Origin of the sequence: Pseudonocardia oroxyli, from assembly GCF_900102195.1 — a bacterium.
In the GTDB taxonomy this organism is placed as follows: domain Bacteria; phylum Actinomycetota; class Actinomycetes; order Mycobacteriales; family Pseudonocardiaceae; genus Pseudonocardia; species Pseudonocardia oroxyli.
On the sequence record NZ_FNBE01000011.1, the window covers coordinates 212,244 to 227,787 of the forward strand.

Genomic DNA, 15,544 nt, shown 5'->3' on the forward strand with positions numbered 1-15,544 from the left:
CTGGAGCGACCATCGCCGCGCACGACCTCAGGAGGTGCGGGCCGCGAAGCGGGTGGGGCGGTCGGGCCACGCGGCGTCCAGCGGGCGGGTGTGGCCGTGGCCGTCCCGCACCGCCTGCAGGGCGAGGACGCCGGCGACGGTCGTCGCGTTGACGATCTCCCCGCGCAGCACCATCGCGACGGCCTCGGCCAACGGGATCCAGCGGGTCTCGAGGTCCGCCTCCTCGTCGTCGCCCAGGTCGGGGCGGGTCACCTCGGTGAGCCCGCTCGCCAGGAACACCCGGATCGCCTCCTCGGAGAACCCGGGGCTGGACACGCAGTCGACCAGCACCGACCACTCCGCCGCCCGCAGCCCGGACTCCTCCTCGAGCTCGCGGGCGGCGGCCGCGGCCGGGTCCTCCCCCGCGTGGTCCAGCAGACCCGCGGGCATCTCCCACAGCCGCCGCCGCACGGCGTGCCGGTACTGCAGGATCATCATGAGCCGGTCGTCCGGGTCGACGGCCGCGACCGCGACGGCGCCCGGGTGCTCCAGGATCTCCCGGGTCGCCTCCCGCCCGCCGGGCATCACGACCTGGTCGGCCCGGACGGCCATCACGCGGCCGGTGTAGATGTCCTTCGACGAGGCGACCGGGAAGTCGTGCTCGCCGGGCTTCACGAACCGACCTCGGCGGGCTTCTTCTTCGGCCGGGCGGGCAGCTCGACCGGCAGCCTGCCCTCGCCGCTGTAGGTCAACGCCGCCTTGATGAACGCCGCGAACAGCGGGTGCGGGCGGGTCGGGCGGGACTTCAGCTCGGGGTGCGCCTGGGTGCCCACGTAGAACGGGTGCTGCTCCGCCGGCAGCTCGACGAACTCGACGAGTGTGCCGTCCGGCGAGGTGCCGCCGAAGACCAGGCCGGCCTCCGCGAGCCGGGCCCGGTAGGAGTTGTTGACCTCGTAGCGGTGCCGGTGGCGCTCGGAGACCTCGCGGGAGCCGTACGCCTTCGCGACGACGGTCCCCTCCCCCAGCGCCGCGGGGTACGCCCCGAGGCGCATGGTGCCGCCCATGTCCCGCTCCCCGGCGACGACGTCGAGCTGCTCGGCCATCGTCGAGATGACCGGGTGCGGGGTGCGCGGGTCGAACTCGGAGCTCGACGCGTCTACGAGGCCTGCGAGGTTGCGCGCCGCCTCGATCACCATGCACTGCAGACCCAGGCACAGTCCCAGCGCCGGGATCTGCCGGGTGCGGGCGTGGGTGAGGGCGCCGAGCTTGCCCTCGATCCCGCGGATGCCGAACCCGCCGGGGATGAGGATGCCGTCCACGCCGTCCAGCGCGGCGGCCGCGCCCGCGGGCGTCTCGCAGTCGTCCGAGGGGACCCAGCGGATCTCGACCTTGGCCCGGTGGGCGAACCCGCCCGCGCGCAGCGCCTCGGTGACCGACAGGTAGGCGTCCGGCAGGTCGACGTACTTGCCGACCAGCGCGACCGTCACCGTCTCGTCGGGGTTGTGGACCTTGTCGAGCAGGTCCCCCCAGACCGTCCAGTCGACGTCCCGGAACGGCAGGCCGAGCCTGCGGACGACGTAGGCGTCGAGGGCCTCGCGGTGCAGCACGCGGGGGATGTCGTAGATCGACGGGGCGTCCGGGCAGGCGGCCACGCCGTCGAGCTCGACGTCGCACATCAGCGAGATCTTGCGCTTCATCGCCTCCGGGATCTCCCGGTCGGCGCGCAGGACCAGCGCGTCCGGCTGGATGCCGATGTTGCGCAGCGCCGCGACGGAGTGCTGGGTGGGCTTGGTCTTCAGCTCCCCGGACGGCGCGAGGTACGGCACGAGCGAGACGTGCAGGAAGAAGCAGTTGTCCCGGCCGACCTCGTGGCGCACCTGGCGGGCCGCCTCGACGAAGGGCAGCGACTCGATGTCGCCGATCGTGCCGCCCACCTCGGTGATCACGACGTCCGGGACGATGCCGTCCGCGTCCGGCTCCGCCATCGCGAGGATGCGGTCCTTGATCTCGTTGGTGATGTGCGGGATGACCTGCACGGTGTCACCGAGGTACTCGCCGCGGCGCTCCTTGGCGATGACCTCGGAGTAGACCTGGCCGGTGGTGACGTTGGCCCGCCCGTGCAGGTTCCGGTCGAGGAAGCGCTCGTAGTGGCCGATGTCCAGGTCGGTCTCCGCGCCGTCCTCGGTCACGAAGACCTCGCCGTGCTGGAACGGGTTCATCGTGCCGGGATCGACGTTGAGGTAGGGGTCCAGCTTCTGCATGGTGACCCGGAGTCCACGCGCGGTCAGCAACTGCCCCAGGCTGGACGCGGTGAGGCCTTTGCCCAGCGAGGACGCGACCCCGCCGGTGACGAACAGGTGACGGGTCGAGCGTGTCTGCACGGAACCTCAGGTTACGCCCTGCGCCCGCGAGACCCGCAACCGGCACGCCGAGCCGGGGTCACGCGGTGGGGACGGCGCCGTTGCTCGCGGTGCGGTCGGAGCCGTAGGCGCCCGCCTTGCCGTCGAGCTGCTCCTTCAACGCCAGCACCGTGGCGACGCGCCCGGTGCCGGTCTGCACGTCGTCCACCGTGGACAGGCCCGCGGTGGAGCCGCCCGCCGCGCGGGCGACGCCGACGGGTCCGGTCGCCGACGCCGAGCCGCTGCGGCCCGCGAGGACCGCGCCCGATCCGGCCCGGTCGAGCTCGGCGGCCAGGCGGGCCAGGACGGCGGCCGAGTCGCCCGCGTCGGACCCCTGCTGGGCGCCGCCGGTCAGCACGACGATCATGTCGGCGGGCCCGGGGGCCGTGCCCGGCTGGACGAACCCGGAGTCGGCGAGACCGGTCCAGACCGCGCCCGCCGAACCGGCGGTCGCGGCGTTCTTGGTCGTCATGACGCTGCCGAGCAGGCCACCGGCGAGGCTGCCGGTGTCCGAGGCGGCCGGGAGCTGGGCGCCCGCGGGCAGCAGGCGCGCGGCGAGCTCGTTGAGCTGGTCGGCCCGCGCGGGGTCGGTGACGGCGTCGGTGAGGGTGATCGAGCCGGTCACGGTGCCGCCGGCCTGCCCGATCAGCCGGATCACCGACTCCTGGTCGCTCTGGTCACCGCCCGCCTGGACGATCGCGACGCTGCGGCCGGTCAACGAGCCGGCGACGGCGGCCGGGCCCACCCGGGCGGCGAACTGGTCCGCGGCCGCCTGCTGGTCGAGCAGCGAGTCCCGCTCCGCCGTCAACGTGTCGACCTGGGAGGACAGCGAGTCCCGGTCCGTCGACACGGCCGCGAGCAGCCGGTCCGACAGCCCGCTCGCGCCGAGGACGACCCCCACCGCCAGGGCCAGGAAGACCCCGGCCAGGGAGATGGCGTGGTACTTGAGCGAGATCACGGGGCGACCCCACCCCGGACCGTCTCGACCAGGGCGGTCCACGTCGTGGTGACCCAGGTGATCACCGCGTCGCCCGCCTGGGACATCAGGAGCGCCGCGAGGATGGCCACGAGCGCGGCGCCCACCAGCAACAACAGCGCGCCGGTGGACACCCGGCTGCGGTAGAGCTGCGCGATCACCCGGCCGTCGACGACGGTGCCCCCGACCTGCAGCCGGGTGAGGAAGGTCGAGGCGTTGCTGCCGGAGCGGCCGCGGTCGAGGAACTCGGCCATCGTCGCGGAGAGCCCCACGGTGACGATCATCGACGCGCCGTGGTGGTGGGCCAGCAGCAGGGCGAGGTCCTCGGGGTTGGCGCTGCTCGGGAAGGTCACGGCGCTCGCGCCGAGATCCTGGACCTTGTGCAGGCCGGGCGCGTGCCCGTCCGCGAACGCCGGCACGACCACGTCCGCGCCGCAGGTCAGCGTCTCGTCGGTGACGTCCGACGGGTCCCCGACGATCAGCTGCGGGGTGTGGCCCGCAGCCCGCAGCGCGTCCGCGCCCGCCCCCACCCCGACCAGCACCGGCTGGTACTCGCGGATGAAGTGCTGCAGCTTCTTCAGGTCCTTCAGGTGGTCGAACCCGGCGGCCACGACGAGCACCTGGCGGCCCTCGAGGACCACGTCGACGTCCGGCACGCCGTAGCCGTCGAGCAGCAGGGCGCGCTCCTGGCGCATGAACTCGGTGGTGTTCGCGGCGAACGCCTCGAGCTGGTGGGTCAGCCCCGCCTTGGCCTCGACCAGGGCGTCCGCGACCGAGTCGGCCGTCTGCTCGGTGCCGCGGCCCAGCTCCAGCTCGCCCGCGAAGACCGCGCCGTCGTGCAGCCGGATCCGCGCGCCGTCCTTGACCGCGTGCAGGATCTCCGGCCCGCAGTCGTCCAGCAGCGGGATGCCGGCGGCCAGCAGGGCCTCGGGGCCGAGGTTCGGGAAGCGCCCGGAGATCGACGGCGCGGCGTTCACGACGGCCGCGACCTCCGCCGCGATCAGCGCGTCCGCCGTGGCGCGGTCCATGTCGATCTGGTCGAGCACGGCGACCTCACCGGGCTTGAGCCGCTTCAGCAGGGCGTCGGTGCGCTTGTCGACGCGGGCGGTCCCGGCGAGCCCGGGCAGCTCGGGTCGCGAGCGGTGCAGCAGGCCGGAGAGCTTCATGCGGGGCACCTTGACATCCGCTCGTGCCCGTGCGGTGAAGGCGCGCCGACCGTGACCGCGCTGTCACCGATCCGGTCGGGGATCCGCAGGTGGGTCGATCATCCGGGCCAGCAGACGGGCGGCGGGCTCGGGCAGCCTGCGCCTGCTGCGCAGCGACGCGAAGACCGGACGCAGGGTGTCGTCGGCGAGCAGCACCGCGCGGGGTACCGGGTCGGCCAGCGGGACGAAGACACCCGGGGCCGCCCATCCCCCGTCCGGGCGCGGGCCCGCCGCCGCCGTGAAGTCGACGACGCCCGCGATCCCCTGCTCCGCCCGGGTGCGGTAGACCACGGCGCGGGCACCGGGCGCGGTCTCGCGCAGGCAGCAGGCGTGGACGGGGCCCGCGGCGGCGCATTCGTCGGCCCGCCAGAGCAGGACGGAGGTCGGGGGTGGCGGCATCCGGTCTGGGTACCATCCCGTCCGTTCGACCGCGAACCGGTTCGGCGCCCGGCGGCGGCGCCGGGCATGATCGCGGCCATGGTGCGTCGGGGGGCGTGGGCTCTCGTTCTGGTGCTGGGGTTGGCCGCGTGCGGGGCCGGGCCGACGGGGATACCGGCCGGGTCGTCGTTCGCCGGTGACTGGCAGGGCGCGATCGAGCTGCCCGGGCAGCGGCTGCCGTTCGCGCTGCACATCGGTGAGGACCAGGCGTCGGGCACGATCGACATCCCGGCGCAGGGGACGCGGGGCGCCCCGCTCGACGGCGTCGCGGTCGACGGGGACACCGTGCGCTTCGGTCTCTCCACCGTGCCCGGCTCACCGGCGTTCACCGGCACCCTCGACGGGGACGCGATCTCGGGCACTCTCACCCAGGGCGGACAGAGTCTCCCGTTCTCGCTGGCCAGGGGCACGCTGCCCGCGCAGGCGCGGCCGCAGGAGCCGCAGCCGCCCTACCCGTACCGGACCGAGGACGTGACCTTCCCGAGCGGCGACGTGACGCTGGCGGGCACCGTCACCGCGCCGCCCGGCCCGGGCCCGTTCCCCGGCGTCGTGATGATCACCGGGAGCGGGGCGCAGGACCGCGACGAGACCATCGCGGGACACAAGCCGTTCCTGCTGCTCGCCGACACCCTGACCCGCGCCGGGTTCGTGGTGCTCCGGACGGACGACCGCGGGGTCGGCGGGTCCGGCGGCACCCTGGAGGGCACGCCGTACGACGTCCTCGCCGACGACGCGCTCGCGGGCGCGGCGCTGCTGCGCGGGCGGCCCGACGTGGACCCGGCCCGGGTGGGGCTGTTCGGGCACAGCGAGGGCGGCTACCTCGCGCCGCTGGCGGCGCAGCGCGGGGACGTCGCGTTCGCCGTGCTGATGGCGGGCCCCTCGGTGTCCGGCGGCGACGTGCTGATCGAGCAGAACCGGCTGCTGCTCGCCGCCGCCGGGTTGCCCGCGGACCAGGTGGACGCCGGCGTCGAGAACGTCCGGACGCTGGTGGCGCAGGTCCGGGCGGGCGACCTCGACGCCGCCCGGCAGGCGGCCCGCGACCAGGCGGTGGCCCAGGGGGTCGACCCGCAGGCGGCTGCGGCGCAGGTGGACTCGCTGGTCCCGTTCCTGACCTACGACCCGCAGCCCGCCCTGCGTGCGCTGCGCATCCCGACCTACGCGTTCTTCGGCGCGAAGGACCTGCAGGTCCCGCCCGCGCAGAGCGAGGGCCCGATGCGCGCCGCGCTGGCGCGGGCCCCGGGTTCGGAGGTCCGCACCTTCCCGGAGCTGAACCACCTCATGCAGCCCGCGCAGACCGGGAGCCCCGCCGAGTACGCGACCATCGAGACCACGATCGCCCCCGACGTCCTCGAGTCCGTGACCCGCTGGCTCACCACCCACGCATGAGTGTCACGGGAGCGCGCTCCTCGCAGCGCTCCCGTCACACTCGGAACGATCACCCACCACGAGCGTCACACGAGCGTCGGCGCGAGAGCACTCCCGTCACGCTCGGCGGCGCTTCTTCGCGGGCTTGCGGTCCTCGTCCCGGTGCGCGCGGGCGGTGGTGAGGAGCTCCTCGGCGTGGGCGCGGCCGGTGTCGGTGTCGTCCAGCCCGGCGAGCATGCGCGCCAGCTCGACGATCCGGTCGCTCTCGGGCAGCGTGCGCACGCTGCTGCGGGTGACCCCCTCGCCCCGCCTCTTCTGCACCACGAGGTGGCGGTCGGCGTAGGCCGCGACCTGTGGGAGGTGGGTCACCACGATCACCTGGTGCCGCTGCGCGAGCCGCGCCAGCCTGCGCCCGATCTCCACCGCGGCGCGACCGCCCACCCCGGCGTCGACCTCGTCGAACACCATGGTGGGCACCGGGTCCGACCCGGCGAGCGCCACCTCCAGCGCCAGCATCACCCGGGAGAGCTCGCCGCCGGACGCACCCTTGTGCAGCGGCTGCGGCGGCGATCCTGGGTGCGGGACGAGCCGCAGCTCCACCTCGTCCACCCCGTCCGGTCCGGCGAAGAGCCGCTGCCCGCCCGTCTCGAGCAGGTCCCCGGCCTCGCGGGGCAGGACCGAGACGAACAGCTCCGCGTCCTTCATCGCGAGCCCCCCGAGCTCGGCGGTGGTGTCCGCGGCCAGCCGGGCGGCCGCCTCCGTGCGCGCGGCGGTGATCTCCGCGGCGTGCCCGGCGAGGTCCGCCGCGAGGGCGTCCCGGCGGGCGGTGAGGGCGGCGAGCGCCTCGTCCGAGGTGTCCAGCCCGTCCAGTCGGCGCGCGGCCTGGGCCGCCCACTCCAGCACCCCGTCCACGTCCGCCGCGTACTTCCTGGTCAGCGCCTTGAGCTCGGCCTGCCGGGACAGGACCTCGCCGAGCCGCTCGGGGTCCGCGTCCAGCCGGTCGAGGTAGCCGGTCAGCTCCCCCGCCACGTCGGTGAGGATCGCCAGCGCCTCGTCCAGCCGGGCATCGTGCGCGGTCAGCTCCGGATCGCCGGAGGCCTGCAGCCGGTTGCGGGCCTCCCCGACGAGCCCGACGGCGCCGGGGGTCTCCCCGTCGTCCGAGCCGCCGAGCAGGCCGTGCGCCAGCCCCGCGGCCTCGCGCAGGTCGTCCGCCGCCGCGAGCCGCCGCGCCTCCTCGACCAGCACCCGGTCCTCGCCCGGCTGCGGCGCGACGGCCTCGATCTCGGCCAGCCCGTGGCGCAGCATGTCGGCCTCCTGGGCGAGCCGCCGCGCCCCGTCCCGCCGCTCGACGATCTCCGCGCCGACCGCCTGCCACTCGGCCCGGGTCTCCCGGTAGGCGACCAGCGGCTTGCCCACCGCGTCTCCCGCGAAACGGTCCAGCAGCGCACGCTGGTCCGCCGATCGGAGCAGGCGGAGCTGGTCGTTCTGGCCGTGGACGGCGAGGGAGGCCTCCGCCAGCCTGCCCAGCACCCCGATCGGCACGGACCGCCCGCCGAGGTGCGCACGGGACCGCCCGTCGGCCGACACGGTGCGGACCGCGATCAGCGTGCCGTCCTCGTCCGCCTCGGCGCCGACCTCCTCGGCCAGCTCCAACGCCCCGGGCCCGGCCTCGGCGAAGACCCCCTCGACCACGGCCTTGGCCCCCGAGACCCGCGAGGCCTCGGCCCGGCCGCCGCCGAGCAGCGACAGACCGGTGACCACCATCGTCTTGCCCGCACCGGTCTCGCCCGTGAGCACGGTGAGGCCCGGATCCAGCTCCAGCGTGGCGTCCTCGATCACGCCGAGGCCCTGGATGCGCATCTCGGCCAGCATGGGCCGCACGATACGGCGCCCGCCCGACAGATCCGACGCCGCCGCGCCGCCCCTGTGGACACGAGAGCCGAACGGCTGTTCGAGTGCGGTCAGTGTCCTCTCAGCTGTCGTCCGGCTCCCCGCGCCAGCCGCGGACGGGGAGGTCGAACTTGCGCACGAGCCGGTCGGCGAAGGGCTGGCCGTCGAGCCGCATCATCCGCACGGGCTCGACGCCCCGGGTGATCTCCACCCGGGCGCCGGGCGGCACGTCGATGATCCGGCGGCCGTCGCAGTCGAGGACCGCGGGCGGGCCGGTCGCGTCGATCTCGATCGCGACCTCGCTGGTCGGGGACACGACGAGCGGCCGCGCGAACAGGGCGTGCGCGTTCGACGGGACGACGAGCATCGCCTCGACCTGCGGCCAGATCAGCGGGCCGCCCGCGGAGAAGGCGTAGGCGGTGGAGCCGGTGGGCGTCGAGCAGATCACGCCGTCGCAGCCGAAGCCGGACACCGGGCGGCCGTCGATCTCCAGCATCACCTCCAGGATCCGCTCGCGGGTGCTCTTCTCCACGCAGGCCTCGTTCAGCGCCCAGGTGCGGTCCAGCGTGCGGCCGTGGTGGCGGACCACGGCGTCCACCGTCATCCGCTCCTCGACCTGGTACTTCCCGGCGGCGACGGCATCGAGCGCCTCGCCGAGGGACTCCTGCTCGGCCTCGGCGAGGAACCCCACGCGGCCGAGGTTCACCCCCAGCAGCGGCACCTTGGCGGGGCGGGCGAGGTCGGCGGCGCGCAGCAGGGTGCCGTCGCCGCCGAGGACGATCACGGCCTCGGTCTCCGCCGCGCAGGCGGGCGACCCGTCGACGACGACCGGGCGCAGCTCGGGCGGCAGGTCGTGGCCGTTCTGCACCTCGGCCCACTCGTCGGCGAGCACCCGCAGCCGGATGCCCGAGGCCGCCAACCGCTCCGCGACCCGGGCGGCGACCCGCCGGTTCGTGGCGCGCCCGGCGTGCAGCACGACCAGGACCTCTCTCATGCCGGCCCCTCCTCGACGGCGGTGGCCAGCGGGCCGTCGCCGACGTCCTCCCCGGTGCCGAGCCGCAGGAAGAACTCGACGTTGCCGGACGGGCCGGGCAGCGGGCTCGCGACGGCACCCAGCACGGCCAGCCCGAGCGCGCGGGCGGCCTGCGCGACCTCGGTCAGCGCGGCGAGCCGCAGCGCCGGGTCCCGCACCACTCCCCCGGACCCCAGCCGCTCCTTCCCCACCTCGAACTGCGGTTTCACCATCGGCAGGATGGTCCCGGCGGTGCACGCGGCCAGCGCGGGCAACACCGTGCGCAGCGAGATGAACGACAGGTCGGCGACGGTCAGGTCGACGGTCCCGCCGATCTGCGCGGGCTCCAGCGCGCGGACGTTCGTGCGGTCGTGGACGCGCACCCGCTCGTCGGACCGCAGGCGCCAGACCAACTGCCCATACCCGACGTCCGCCGCCACGACCTCCCGGGCCCCGCGGCTGAGCAGGACGTCGGTGAACCCCCCGGTGGAGGCGCCGGCGTCGAGACAGCGCAGGCCCGCGGGGTCGACCCCGAACGCGTCGAGCGCGCCGATCAGCTTGTGGGCGCCGCGCGAGGCCCACTCGGGCTCGTCGTTCTCGGCCACGACGACCGGGGCGCTGCGCTCGACCTGGGACGCGGGCTTCTGCGCGGGCATGCCGTTCACGGTCACCCGACCGGCGCCGATGAGCTCGGCGGCGTGCTGTCGGGAGCGGGCCAGCTTGCGACGCACGAGCTCCGCGTCGAGCCGGGAACGCGTGGTCACGAGCCCGCGGCGAGGGCCGCGCCGAGCGCGGCGTGCACCCGCTCGAACGCCGCGACGTGCTCGGACGCGGGCCGCTCGGCCACCTCGTCCAGCGCGGCCAGGGCGCTGTCGACCTCGGCGCGCACCGCCTCGAGCGGGCGGGCGGCGGGCGGCCGGGGGTCGCCGGGGACCGGAGCGTTCATCGTCGCCAGGCTAAGCCATGCCCGGCCGATCTTCACCACCGCTCTCGGGCCGGCCACGCGGTGATCCACTCGTCGGGAGGAGGACGGTCGATCTCCGACCGCCCCGCTCCCGAGACGGGGATCATGGGCTCGGTCAGCCGAGGCCCAGGGCCTCGAGGGCGTGGACGGCCTGGTCGCCGTCCGCCCGGACGTCCGGGCCCGACCCCGCGGCCAGCAGGGCACGCAGCGCGGCCACCGGGGAGCCCTCGCCGCTCAGCACGCCGTCGGACACCCGCCATCCCTCGGGACCGGGGTCCTCGCTCAGCACGCCGAGATCGGCGCCGATGTAGGTCGGCCGCTGCCGCTCGGGGGCCTCGAGCACGTCGCGGGGGGTGGAGACGCCGGTGAGCACCAGCAGCGTCGGCAGGCCCGCGGCGTTGCCGCCCTCGATGTCGGTGTCCAGGCGGTCCCCCACGACCAGGGACCGCTCCCCGTCCCGGTGGGCCTGCAGGATCAGCGCGGGCGCGGGCTTGCCCGCGACCTGCGGGTCCATCCCGGTCGCGGTCTGCACCACCCGGACCATGGACCCGTTCCCGGGCATGGGGCCGCGCTCGGTCGGCAGCGTCGGGTCGACGTTCGTGGCGACCCAGACCGCCCCGTTGCGGATGGCGAGGGTGGCCTCGGCGAGCTGGCGCCACCCGGTGTCCGGGGAGTGGCCGTGGACCACCGCGACCGCACCGGCCGCCTCGCGCACGGGAGTCAGGCCGCGCAGCGCCACCTCGTCGGCGAGCGCATCGGTGCCCAGGACCAGGACCTTCGCCCCGGCGGGCAGCTGCGCGGCGAGCATCGCCGCACCCGCCTGCGAGCTGGTCCGGACGTCCTCGGTCGTCGCCGGGTACCCCAGCTCGACGAGGTGCGCCGCGACGTCCGCCGGACGCCGCGACGCGTTGTTGGTGACGTACGCGGTCCGCACACCGCGCTCCGCGGCGGCCCGGACGGCGGCGACCGCGCCCGGCACCGCCTCCTTGCCCGCGTAAAGGGTGCCGTCGAGATCGGCGAGGAGGGCGTCGAACCGGGAGAGGAGGTCGCTCACGACTCCCGATTCTGCCCCTCGGGGGAAGGCCAGGTGTCGACGGCGGGCAGCGGGTCGCCGTCCTCGTCCGCCGCGCCGTCCGTCCCGCTCGCGGAGGGGGCGGGCGGCTCGGTCGGGTCGGGCTCGGTCGGGTCGGGCTCGGTCGGGTCGGAGACCGGACCGTCGTCGGAGCCGGCTTGGCCGGATGTGGGCTCGGCGGGCACGGTCGCGTCGGTCGTGACCTCGTCGGAGACGGTCGCGTCGGACACGGGCCCGTCGGTCGTGACCTCGTCGGACACGGCCCCGGCGGAGGGCGCCTCATCGGACACAGCCTCGTCGAAGACGGCCCCGGCGGGCGCCGCGTCGCCGGAGCGCACCTCGCCCGAGACCGCGTCGTCGGAAGCGGGCTCGTCGGAAGCGGGCCCGTCGGAAGCGGGCCCGTCGGAAGCGGGCCCGTCGGAAGCGGGCCCGTCGGAAGCGGGCCCGTCGGAGACGCTGGGACCGGCGGCGGTCGTCGTGGTCCCGTTCGCGGCCCGTGCCGGTTCGGCCGGCTCGGCCCCGTCCGCCCCGTCGTCCTCGTAGACGTCGCCGATGTCGAAGCCGTCCTCGTCGAGGGACTCGCCGGTCAGCTCGGCCAGCCGCTCGCGGGCGTCGGTCTCCACCTCGACGTCCGCGTCGACGGCGTGGGCGAACCACTGCACGGCGTCGGACTCGCGGCCCGCGGCGAGCAGGTTGTCCGCGTAGGCGTAGAACAGCCGCGCGCTCCACGGATCCCGCTTCTTCGGGTCCAGGTCCGCCCCCTGCAACCCGACGACCGCGGCGTCGGTCTCGCCGAGGTCCCGCCGGGCCCCGGCCGCGACGATCGCGAGCTCGACCCGCTCCGCGTGCTCGAGCTCCTTCGCCTCCGGGCTGCGCGCCAGGTCCAGCGCGCGCTCCGGCCGCCCGAGCGCCCGCTCGATGTCGGCCATCACCGCCAGGTGCCCCGGCCCGCCCCCCATGCGACGGGCCGCGCGCAGCTCACCGAGCGCCTCGGTCCACTCCCCCGCGTGGTAGGCGGCGATCCCGGCCGCCTCGCGGACGAGCGCGATCCGAGACGCCCGCTTGCGGGCGAACCGGGCGTGCTCGAGCGCCTGCTCCGGGTCGGAGTCGACGAGCATCCCGGCAGCCACGAGGTGCAGCGCCACGGTGTCCGCCGTGTCCTTCTGCAGACCACGCAGGTCACGCCGGACGTCCCCGTCGAGCGCGGACGCCCGCACCCCCTCCGGCAGATCGGGCTCGGCCATGTACGGGGTCGACACCCCTTCGGCGGCGCCGGCCGAACGCCGGGGCCGGTCGTCCCGTGCCGGTCGGGCGCCCCGCCGGTCGTCCCGTCGTCCCCGGTCACCGCCGCGCGGGCGGTCGTCCCGGCGCGGACGGTCGTCGCGACGGTCCCGGCGCGGGTACTCCTGCCGCCACTCGCGGTCCCGGTCGCGCACCGGGGCCTGCTCGGGCGGCGCGTCGGTCGTGCGCGCAGGACGGGCGTCGTCCCCGGTGCCCCGGGCGTCTTCGGCGGCGGCACGGCCGTCGTCGAAGGTCGGGGTCAGGCTCTCGGTGCCCGCGACCTGCTCCGCCGCGCGGCCGCCATCGGTCTCGGCCGGGGTGTCGGTCGGGGATGCGGCCGCAGCGGGCTCGGACGCCGCGGCGGTGTCGACGGTGGAGGCGTGATCGGTCGGGGAGCCGGCGCTCTCCCGGTCGGACGCGGGCAGGGCATCGCCGGTGACGGCCGCGCTGCTCGGGCGCTCGTCCGTCTCTCGGATGGCCGGGCGGTCGTCCCTGTCCCGGGTGGCCGGGCGGTCGTCCCTGTCCCGAGTGACCGGGCGGCCGTCCGCGGACGCGGCGCGGTCGTCGCCGAACCGGCGGTCACGGTCGTTCCGGTCACGGTCGTCACGGCCGCGGTCGTCGTCGCCGCGGTAGTCGGCGCGGTAGTCGGCGCGGTAGTCGGCGCGGGCACCCCGGTCGGCGCCGTAGCCCGCGCGGTCCCGGTCGCCCCGGTAGCCGCCGCGCTGACCACGATCGTCGCGGTCACCGGACGAGCCCCCGCGGTAGCCGGAGTCGCGATCGCCGCGGTACCCGCCACGGGAGGCGTCGGACCTGCGGTCACCACGCGAGTCGCCGCCGGCGCGGTCACCGCGGGCGGTGTCGCTGCCACGGTAGCCGCGCGAGTCGCCGTCCCGCTCACCGCGCGAATCGCTCCCGCGGTAGCCACGGGAGCCGTTCTCGCGGTCACCACGCGAGTCGCTGCCCCGGTAGCCACGGGAGTCGCTGCCGCCGCGGTAGCCGCCGGTCGCGCGGTCACCACGCGAGTCGTTTCCGCGGTGGCCGCCGGAGCTGCTCCCGCGGTCCCCGCGCGAGGTGTCGTTGCCGCGATACCCGTGGGAGTCGTTGCCCCGGTCACCGCGTGAGTCAGTGCCGCGGTAGCCGCCCGAACCGCTGCTCCCGCGATCAGTGCGGGCACCGCCGTTGCCCCGGTAGCCGCGGGAATCGTCGTCACCGCGGTAGCTCCGGGCGCCGCTGTTCCCGCGGTATCCACGCGAGTCGTCGTTCCCGCGGTAGCCGCGCGAACCGTCGGTGCGGGAGTCGCGGTCACCCCGTGAGTCGTCGGTGCGCCGGTAGCCACGGGAGTCGTCGTCGCCGCGGACTCCGCGGTCGCTCCGCGCACCGTCATTGCCCCGATATCCGCGGGAATCGTCTCCACCGCGGTAGTTCCGCGACTCGCTGTGTCCGCGGTAGCCGCGCGAGTCGTCGTTCCCGCGGTAGCCCCGGGAATCACCGTTGCCCCGGTAGCCACCGGAGCTGCTGCCGCCGCGGTCGGTGCGCGCACCGTCGTTCCCGCGGTAGCCGCGCGAACCCCCTTCGCCGCGCTCACTACGGGAGTCGCTGCGGTAGCCGCCGCGGTCGTTGGAACCGTACCCACCGCGCGAGCCGTCGCGACCACGGTCACCGCCGCGGAAGTCGTCGCTGCGCGAGCCTCCACGGCTACCGCGATCGCCCTGGTAGCCGCCACTCCGAGCACCGCGGTCCTCGCGGGGGCCGCCGCCGGACGGACGGTCGTCCCGGCGCGGACCACGCTCGTCGCGCCCGCCGGCGTCTCGGTAGCCACCTCGGTAGCCGCCGCGGTCGTCCCGCGCGCCGCCGCGAGCACGGTCGCCGGCGGGCCGGTCGTCCCGGCTGCCGCGGTAGCCGCCCTTGCGGTCGTCACGGTCGTCACGGCGGAATCCGCCGGAGCGGTCGTCCCGGCCCCGACCACGCCGGTCGTCCTTGCCCCAGCGGTCGACGGGCACCTTTCCGCTCGGCTGGCTCCGCCCGCCCCGGGGCCGGTCGCCCCGATCGCGGTCGCCGGTGCCCCGGTCGCTGCGGTCGCGGTCCCGGTCGTTGCGGTCACCCCACCCGCTGCCGACGCGGCCACCCTGGCGGCGGTCGTCACGCCGGTCGAAGGTGCGCGGGCGGTCACGGCGGTCGCCGGAGCCCTGCTTGTCATCCCGATCAGTCACTGGAGATTCCGATTCCGTCGCGTCGCGGCCGTGCTCGGGCTTCTGTTGCACAGCCGCGATTCCAGCCTCGGAGAACACAAAAAAGAGCGCCCCCACCTGCCTGGTGGGGACGCCCTTCGATGTTTGATGTCGGCGGCGACCTACTCTCCCACACCCTGGCGAGTGCAGTACCATCGGCGCTGGAGGGCTTAGCTTCCGGGTTCGGGATGGGACCGGGCGTTCCCCCTCCGCCATGACCACCGACAACACTATCCAACTATTCCCACACCCCAACCCCCTCACCACACGGTGAAAAGGAATCGGGACCCGGGGTTTCGAACACCAACCGGACACTCCCCGGAACCGGGGAACGAGGTTGTGTGCTCAGGGTCACACAGTGGATGCGAACAACATGTTGTGGCAAGCCCTCGGCCTATTAGTACCAGTCAACTCCACCCCTCACAGGGCTTCCATCTCTGGCCTATCAACCCAGTCGTCTACTGGGAGCCTTAACCACGCAAGGTGGTGGGAGACCTCATCTTGGAACGAGCTTCCCGCTTAGATGCCTTCAGCGGTTATCCCTTCCGAACATAGCCAACCAGCCATGCACCTGGCGGTACAACTGGCACACCAGAGGTTCGTCCGTCCCGGTCCTCTCGTACTAGGGACAGCCTTCCTCAAGTCTCCTACGCGCGCGGCGGATAGGGACCGAACTGTCTCACGACGTTCTAAACCCAGCTCGCGTACCGCTTTAATGGGCGAACAGCCCAACCC

The 15,544-nt window shown here is 75.0% G+C and carries 12 protein-coding genes and 2 rRNA genes; 1 reads left to right on the forward strand and 13 read right to left on the reverse strand.

Going from position 1 to position 15,544, the window contains the following annotated elements; translation table 11 throughout:
* Positions 1 to 27 precede the first annotated feature (27 nt).
* The 5 genes from BLS43_RS18010 to BLS43_RS18030 all read right to left on the reverse strand — a co-directional run bounded on the left by BLS43_RS18010 (position 28) and on the right by BLS43_RS18030 (position 4,958).
* The gene (locus BLS43_RS18010; protein ID WP_093086327.1) at positions 28 to 591 is read right to left on the reverse strand and encodes an NUDIX domain-containing protein; all 564 of its coding nucleotides are present in this window, start codon (positions 589 to 591) and stop codon (positions 28 to 30) included.
* Between the two features lie 59 nt (positions 592 to 650).
* Positions 651 to 2,360: a CTP synthase gene (locus tag BLS43_RS18015; protein WP_093086243.1), complete on the reverse strand. Its 1,710-nt coding sequence runs from the start codon at positions 2,358 to 2,360 to the stop codon at positions 651 to 653.
* Positions 2,361 to 2,418: 58 nt separating this feature from the next.
* On the reverse strand, positions 2,419 to 3,336 hold the full coding sequence (locus tag BLS43_RS18020) for a copper transporter (RefSeq protein ID WP_093086245.1): 918 nt from the start codon (positions 3,334 to 3,336) through the stop codon (positions 2,419 to 2,421).
* Positions 3,333 to 4,520 (reverse strand): putative cytokinetic ring protein SteA, encoded by a 1,188-nt coding sequence (steA, locus tag BLS43_RS18025; RefSeq protein ID WP_093086247.1) that lies wholly within the window; start codon positions 4,518 to 4,520, stop codon positions 3,333 to 3,335. Before steA ends, BLS43_RS18020 begins: the two co-directional genes overlap by 4 nt.
* Before the next feature lie 63 nt (positions 4,521 to 4,583).
* On the reverse strand, positions 4,584 to 4,958 hold the full coding sequence (locus BLS43_RS18030) for a hypothetical protein (RefSeq protein WP_093086250.1): 375 nt from the start codon (positions 4,956 to 4,958) through the stop codon (positions 4,584 to 4,586).
* Positions 4,959 to 5,036: 78 nt separating this feature from the next.
* Here BLS43_RS18030 and BLS43_RS18035 point away from each other — a divergent pair, with 78 nt between their 5' ends.
* Positions 5,037 to 6,383 (forward strand): alpha/beta hydrolase family protein, encoded by a 1,347-nt coding sequence (locus BLS43_RS18035; protein WP_093086330.1) that lies wholly within the window; start codon positions 5,037 to 5,039, stop codon positions 6,381 to 6,383.
* Positions 6,384 to 6,479: 96 nt separating this feature from the next.
* Here the strand turns inward: BLS43_RS18035 and recN are convergent, their stop codons facing one another.
* The 8 genes from recN to BLS43_RS18080 form a co-directional block, all read right to left on the reverse strand.
* Positions 6,480 to 8,234 carry a DNA repair protein RecN gene (gene recN / locus BLS43_RS18040; protein WP_093086253.1) on the reverse strand — a complete coding sequence of 585 codons (1,755 nt, stop codon included), beginning with the start codon at positions 8,232 to 8,234 and terminating at the stop codon, positions 6,480 to 6,482.
* Between the two features lie 100 nt (positions 8,235 to 8,334).
* Positions 8,335 to 9,246, reverse strand: coding sequence for an NAD kinase (locus tag BLS43_RS18045; protein WP_093086256.1), 912 nt, complete (start codon positions 9,244 to 9,246; stop codon positions 8,335 to 8,337).
* The gene (locus tag BLS43_RS18050; protein WP_093086260.1) at positions 9,243 to 10,028 is read right to left on the reverse strand and encodes a TlyA family RNA methyltransferase; all 786 of its coding nucleotides are present in this window, start codon (positions 10,026 to 10,028) and stop codon (positions 9,243 to 9,245) included. The genes BLS43_RS18045 and BLS43_RS18050 overlap by 4 nt, the downstream gene beginning before the upstream one ends.
* Positions 10,025 to 10,210: a hypothetical protein gene (locus BLS43_RS18055; RefSeq protein ID WP_093086333.1), complete on the reverse strand. Its 186-nt coding sequence runs from the start codon at positions 10,208 to 10,210 to the stop codon at positions 10,025 to 10,027. Before BLS43_RS18055 ends, BLS43_RS18050 begins: the two co-directional genes overlap by 4 nt.
* A gap of 133 nt (positions 10,211 to 10,343) precedes the next feature.
* A complete protein-coding gene (locus tag BLS43_RS18060) occupies positions 10,344 to 11,282 on the reverse strand; it encodes an HAD-IIA family hydrolase (RefSeq protein ID WP_093086264.1) in 939 nt (312 codons plus the stop codon).
* Positions 11,283 to 11,579: 297 nt separating this feature from the next.
* Entirely contained in the window at positions 11,580 to 12,029 is a 450-nt protein-coding gene (locus BLS43_RS32070; protein WP_425438555.1) for a pentapeptide repeat-containing protein, read from the reverse strand.
* Between the two features lie 2,889 nt (positions 12,030 to 14,918).
* Positions 14,919 to 15,035 (reverse strand): 5S ribosomal RNA (rrf, locus tag BLS43_RS18075).
* Positions 15,036 to 15,186: 151 nt separating this feature from the next.
* Positions 15,187 to 15,544 (reverse strand): 23S ribosomal RNA (locus tag BLS43_RS18080); the annotation flags it as partial.

Bases quoted from the DNA above. Each gene is read 5' to 3' on its own strand.
- BLS43_RS18010 (WP_093086327.1), bottom strand. From the start codon at position 591: ATGGCCGTCCGGGCCGACCAGGTCGTGATGCCCGGCGGGCGGGAGGCG.
- steA (WP_093086247.1), bottom strand. From the start codon at position 4,520: ATGAAGCTCTCCGGCCTGCTGCACCGCTCGCGACCCGAGCTGCCCGGG.
- BLS43_RS18030 (WP_093086250.1), bottom strand. From the start codon at position 4,958: ATGCCGCCACCCCCGACCTCCGTCCTGCTCTGGCGGGCCGACGAATGC.
- BLS43_RS18035 (WP_093086330.1), top strand. From the start codon at position 5,037: ATGGTGCGTCGGGGGGCGTGGGCTCTCGTTCTGGTGCTGGGGTTGGCC.
- recN (WP_093086253.1), bottom strand. From the start codon at position 8,234: ATGCTGGCCGAGATGCGCATCCAGGGCCTCGGCGTGATCGAGGACGCC.
- BLS43_RS18045 (WP_093086256.1), bottom strand. From the start codon at position 9,246: ATGAGAGAGGTCCTGGTCGTGCTGCACGCCGGGCGCGCCACGAACCGG.
- BLS43_RS18055 (WP_093086333.1), bottom strand. From the start codon at position 10,210: ATGAACGCTCCGGTCCCCGGCGACCCCCGGCCGCCCGCCGCCCGCCCG.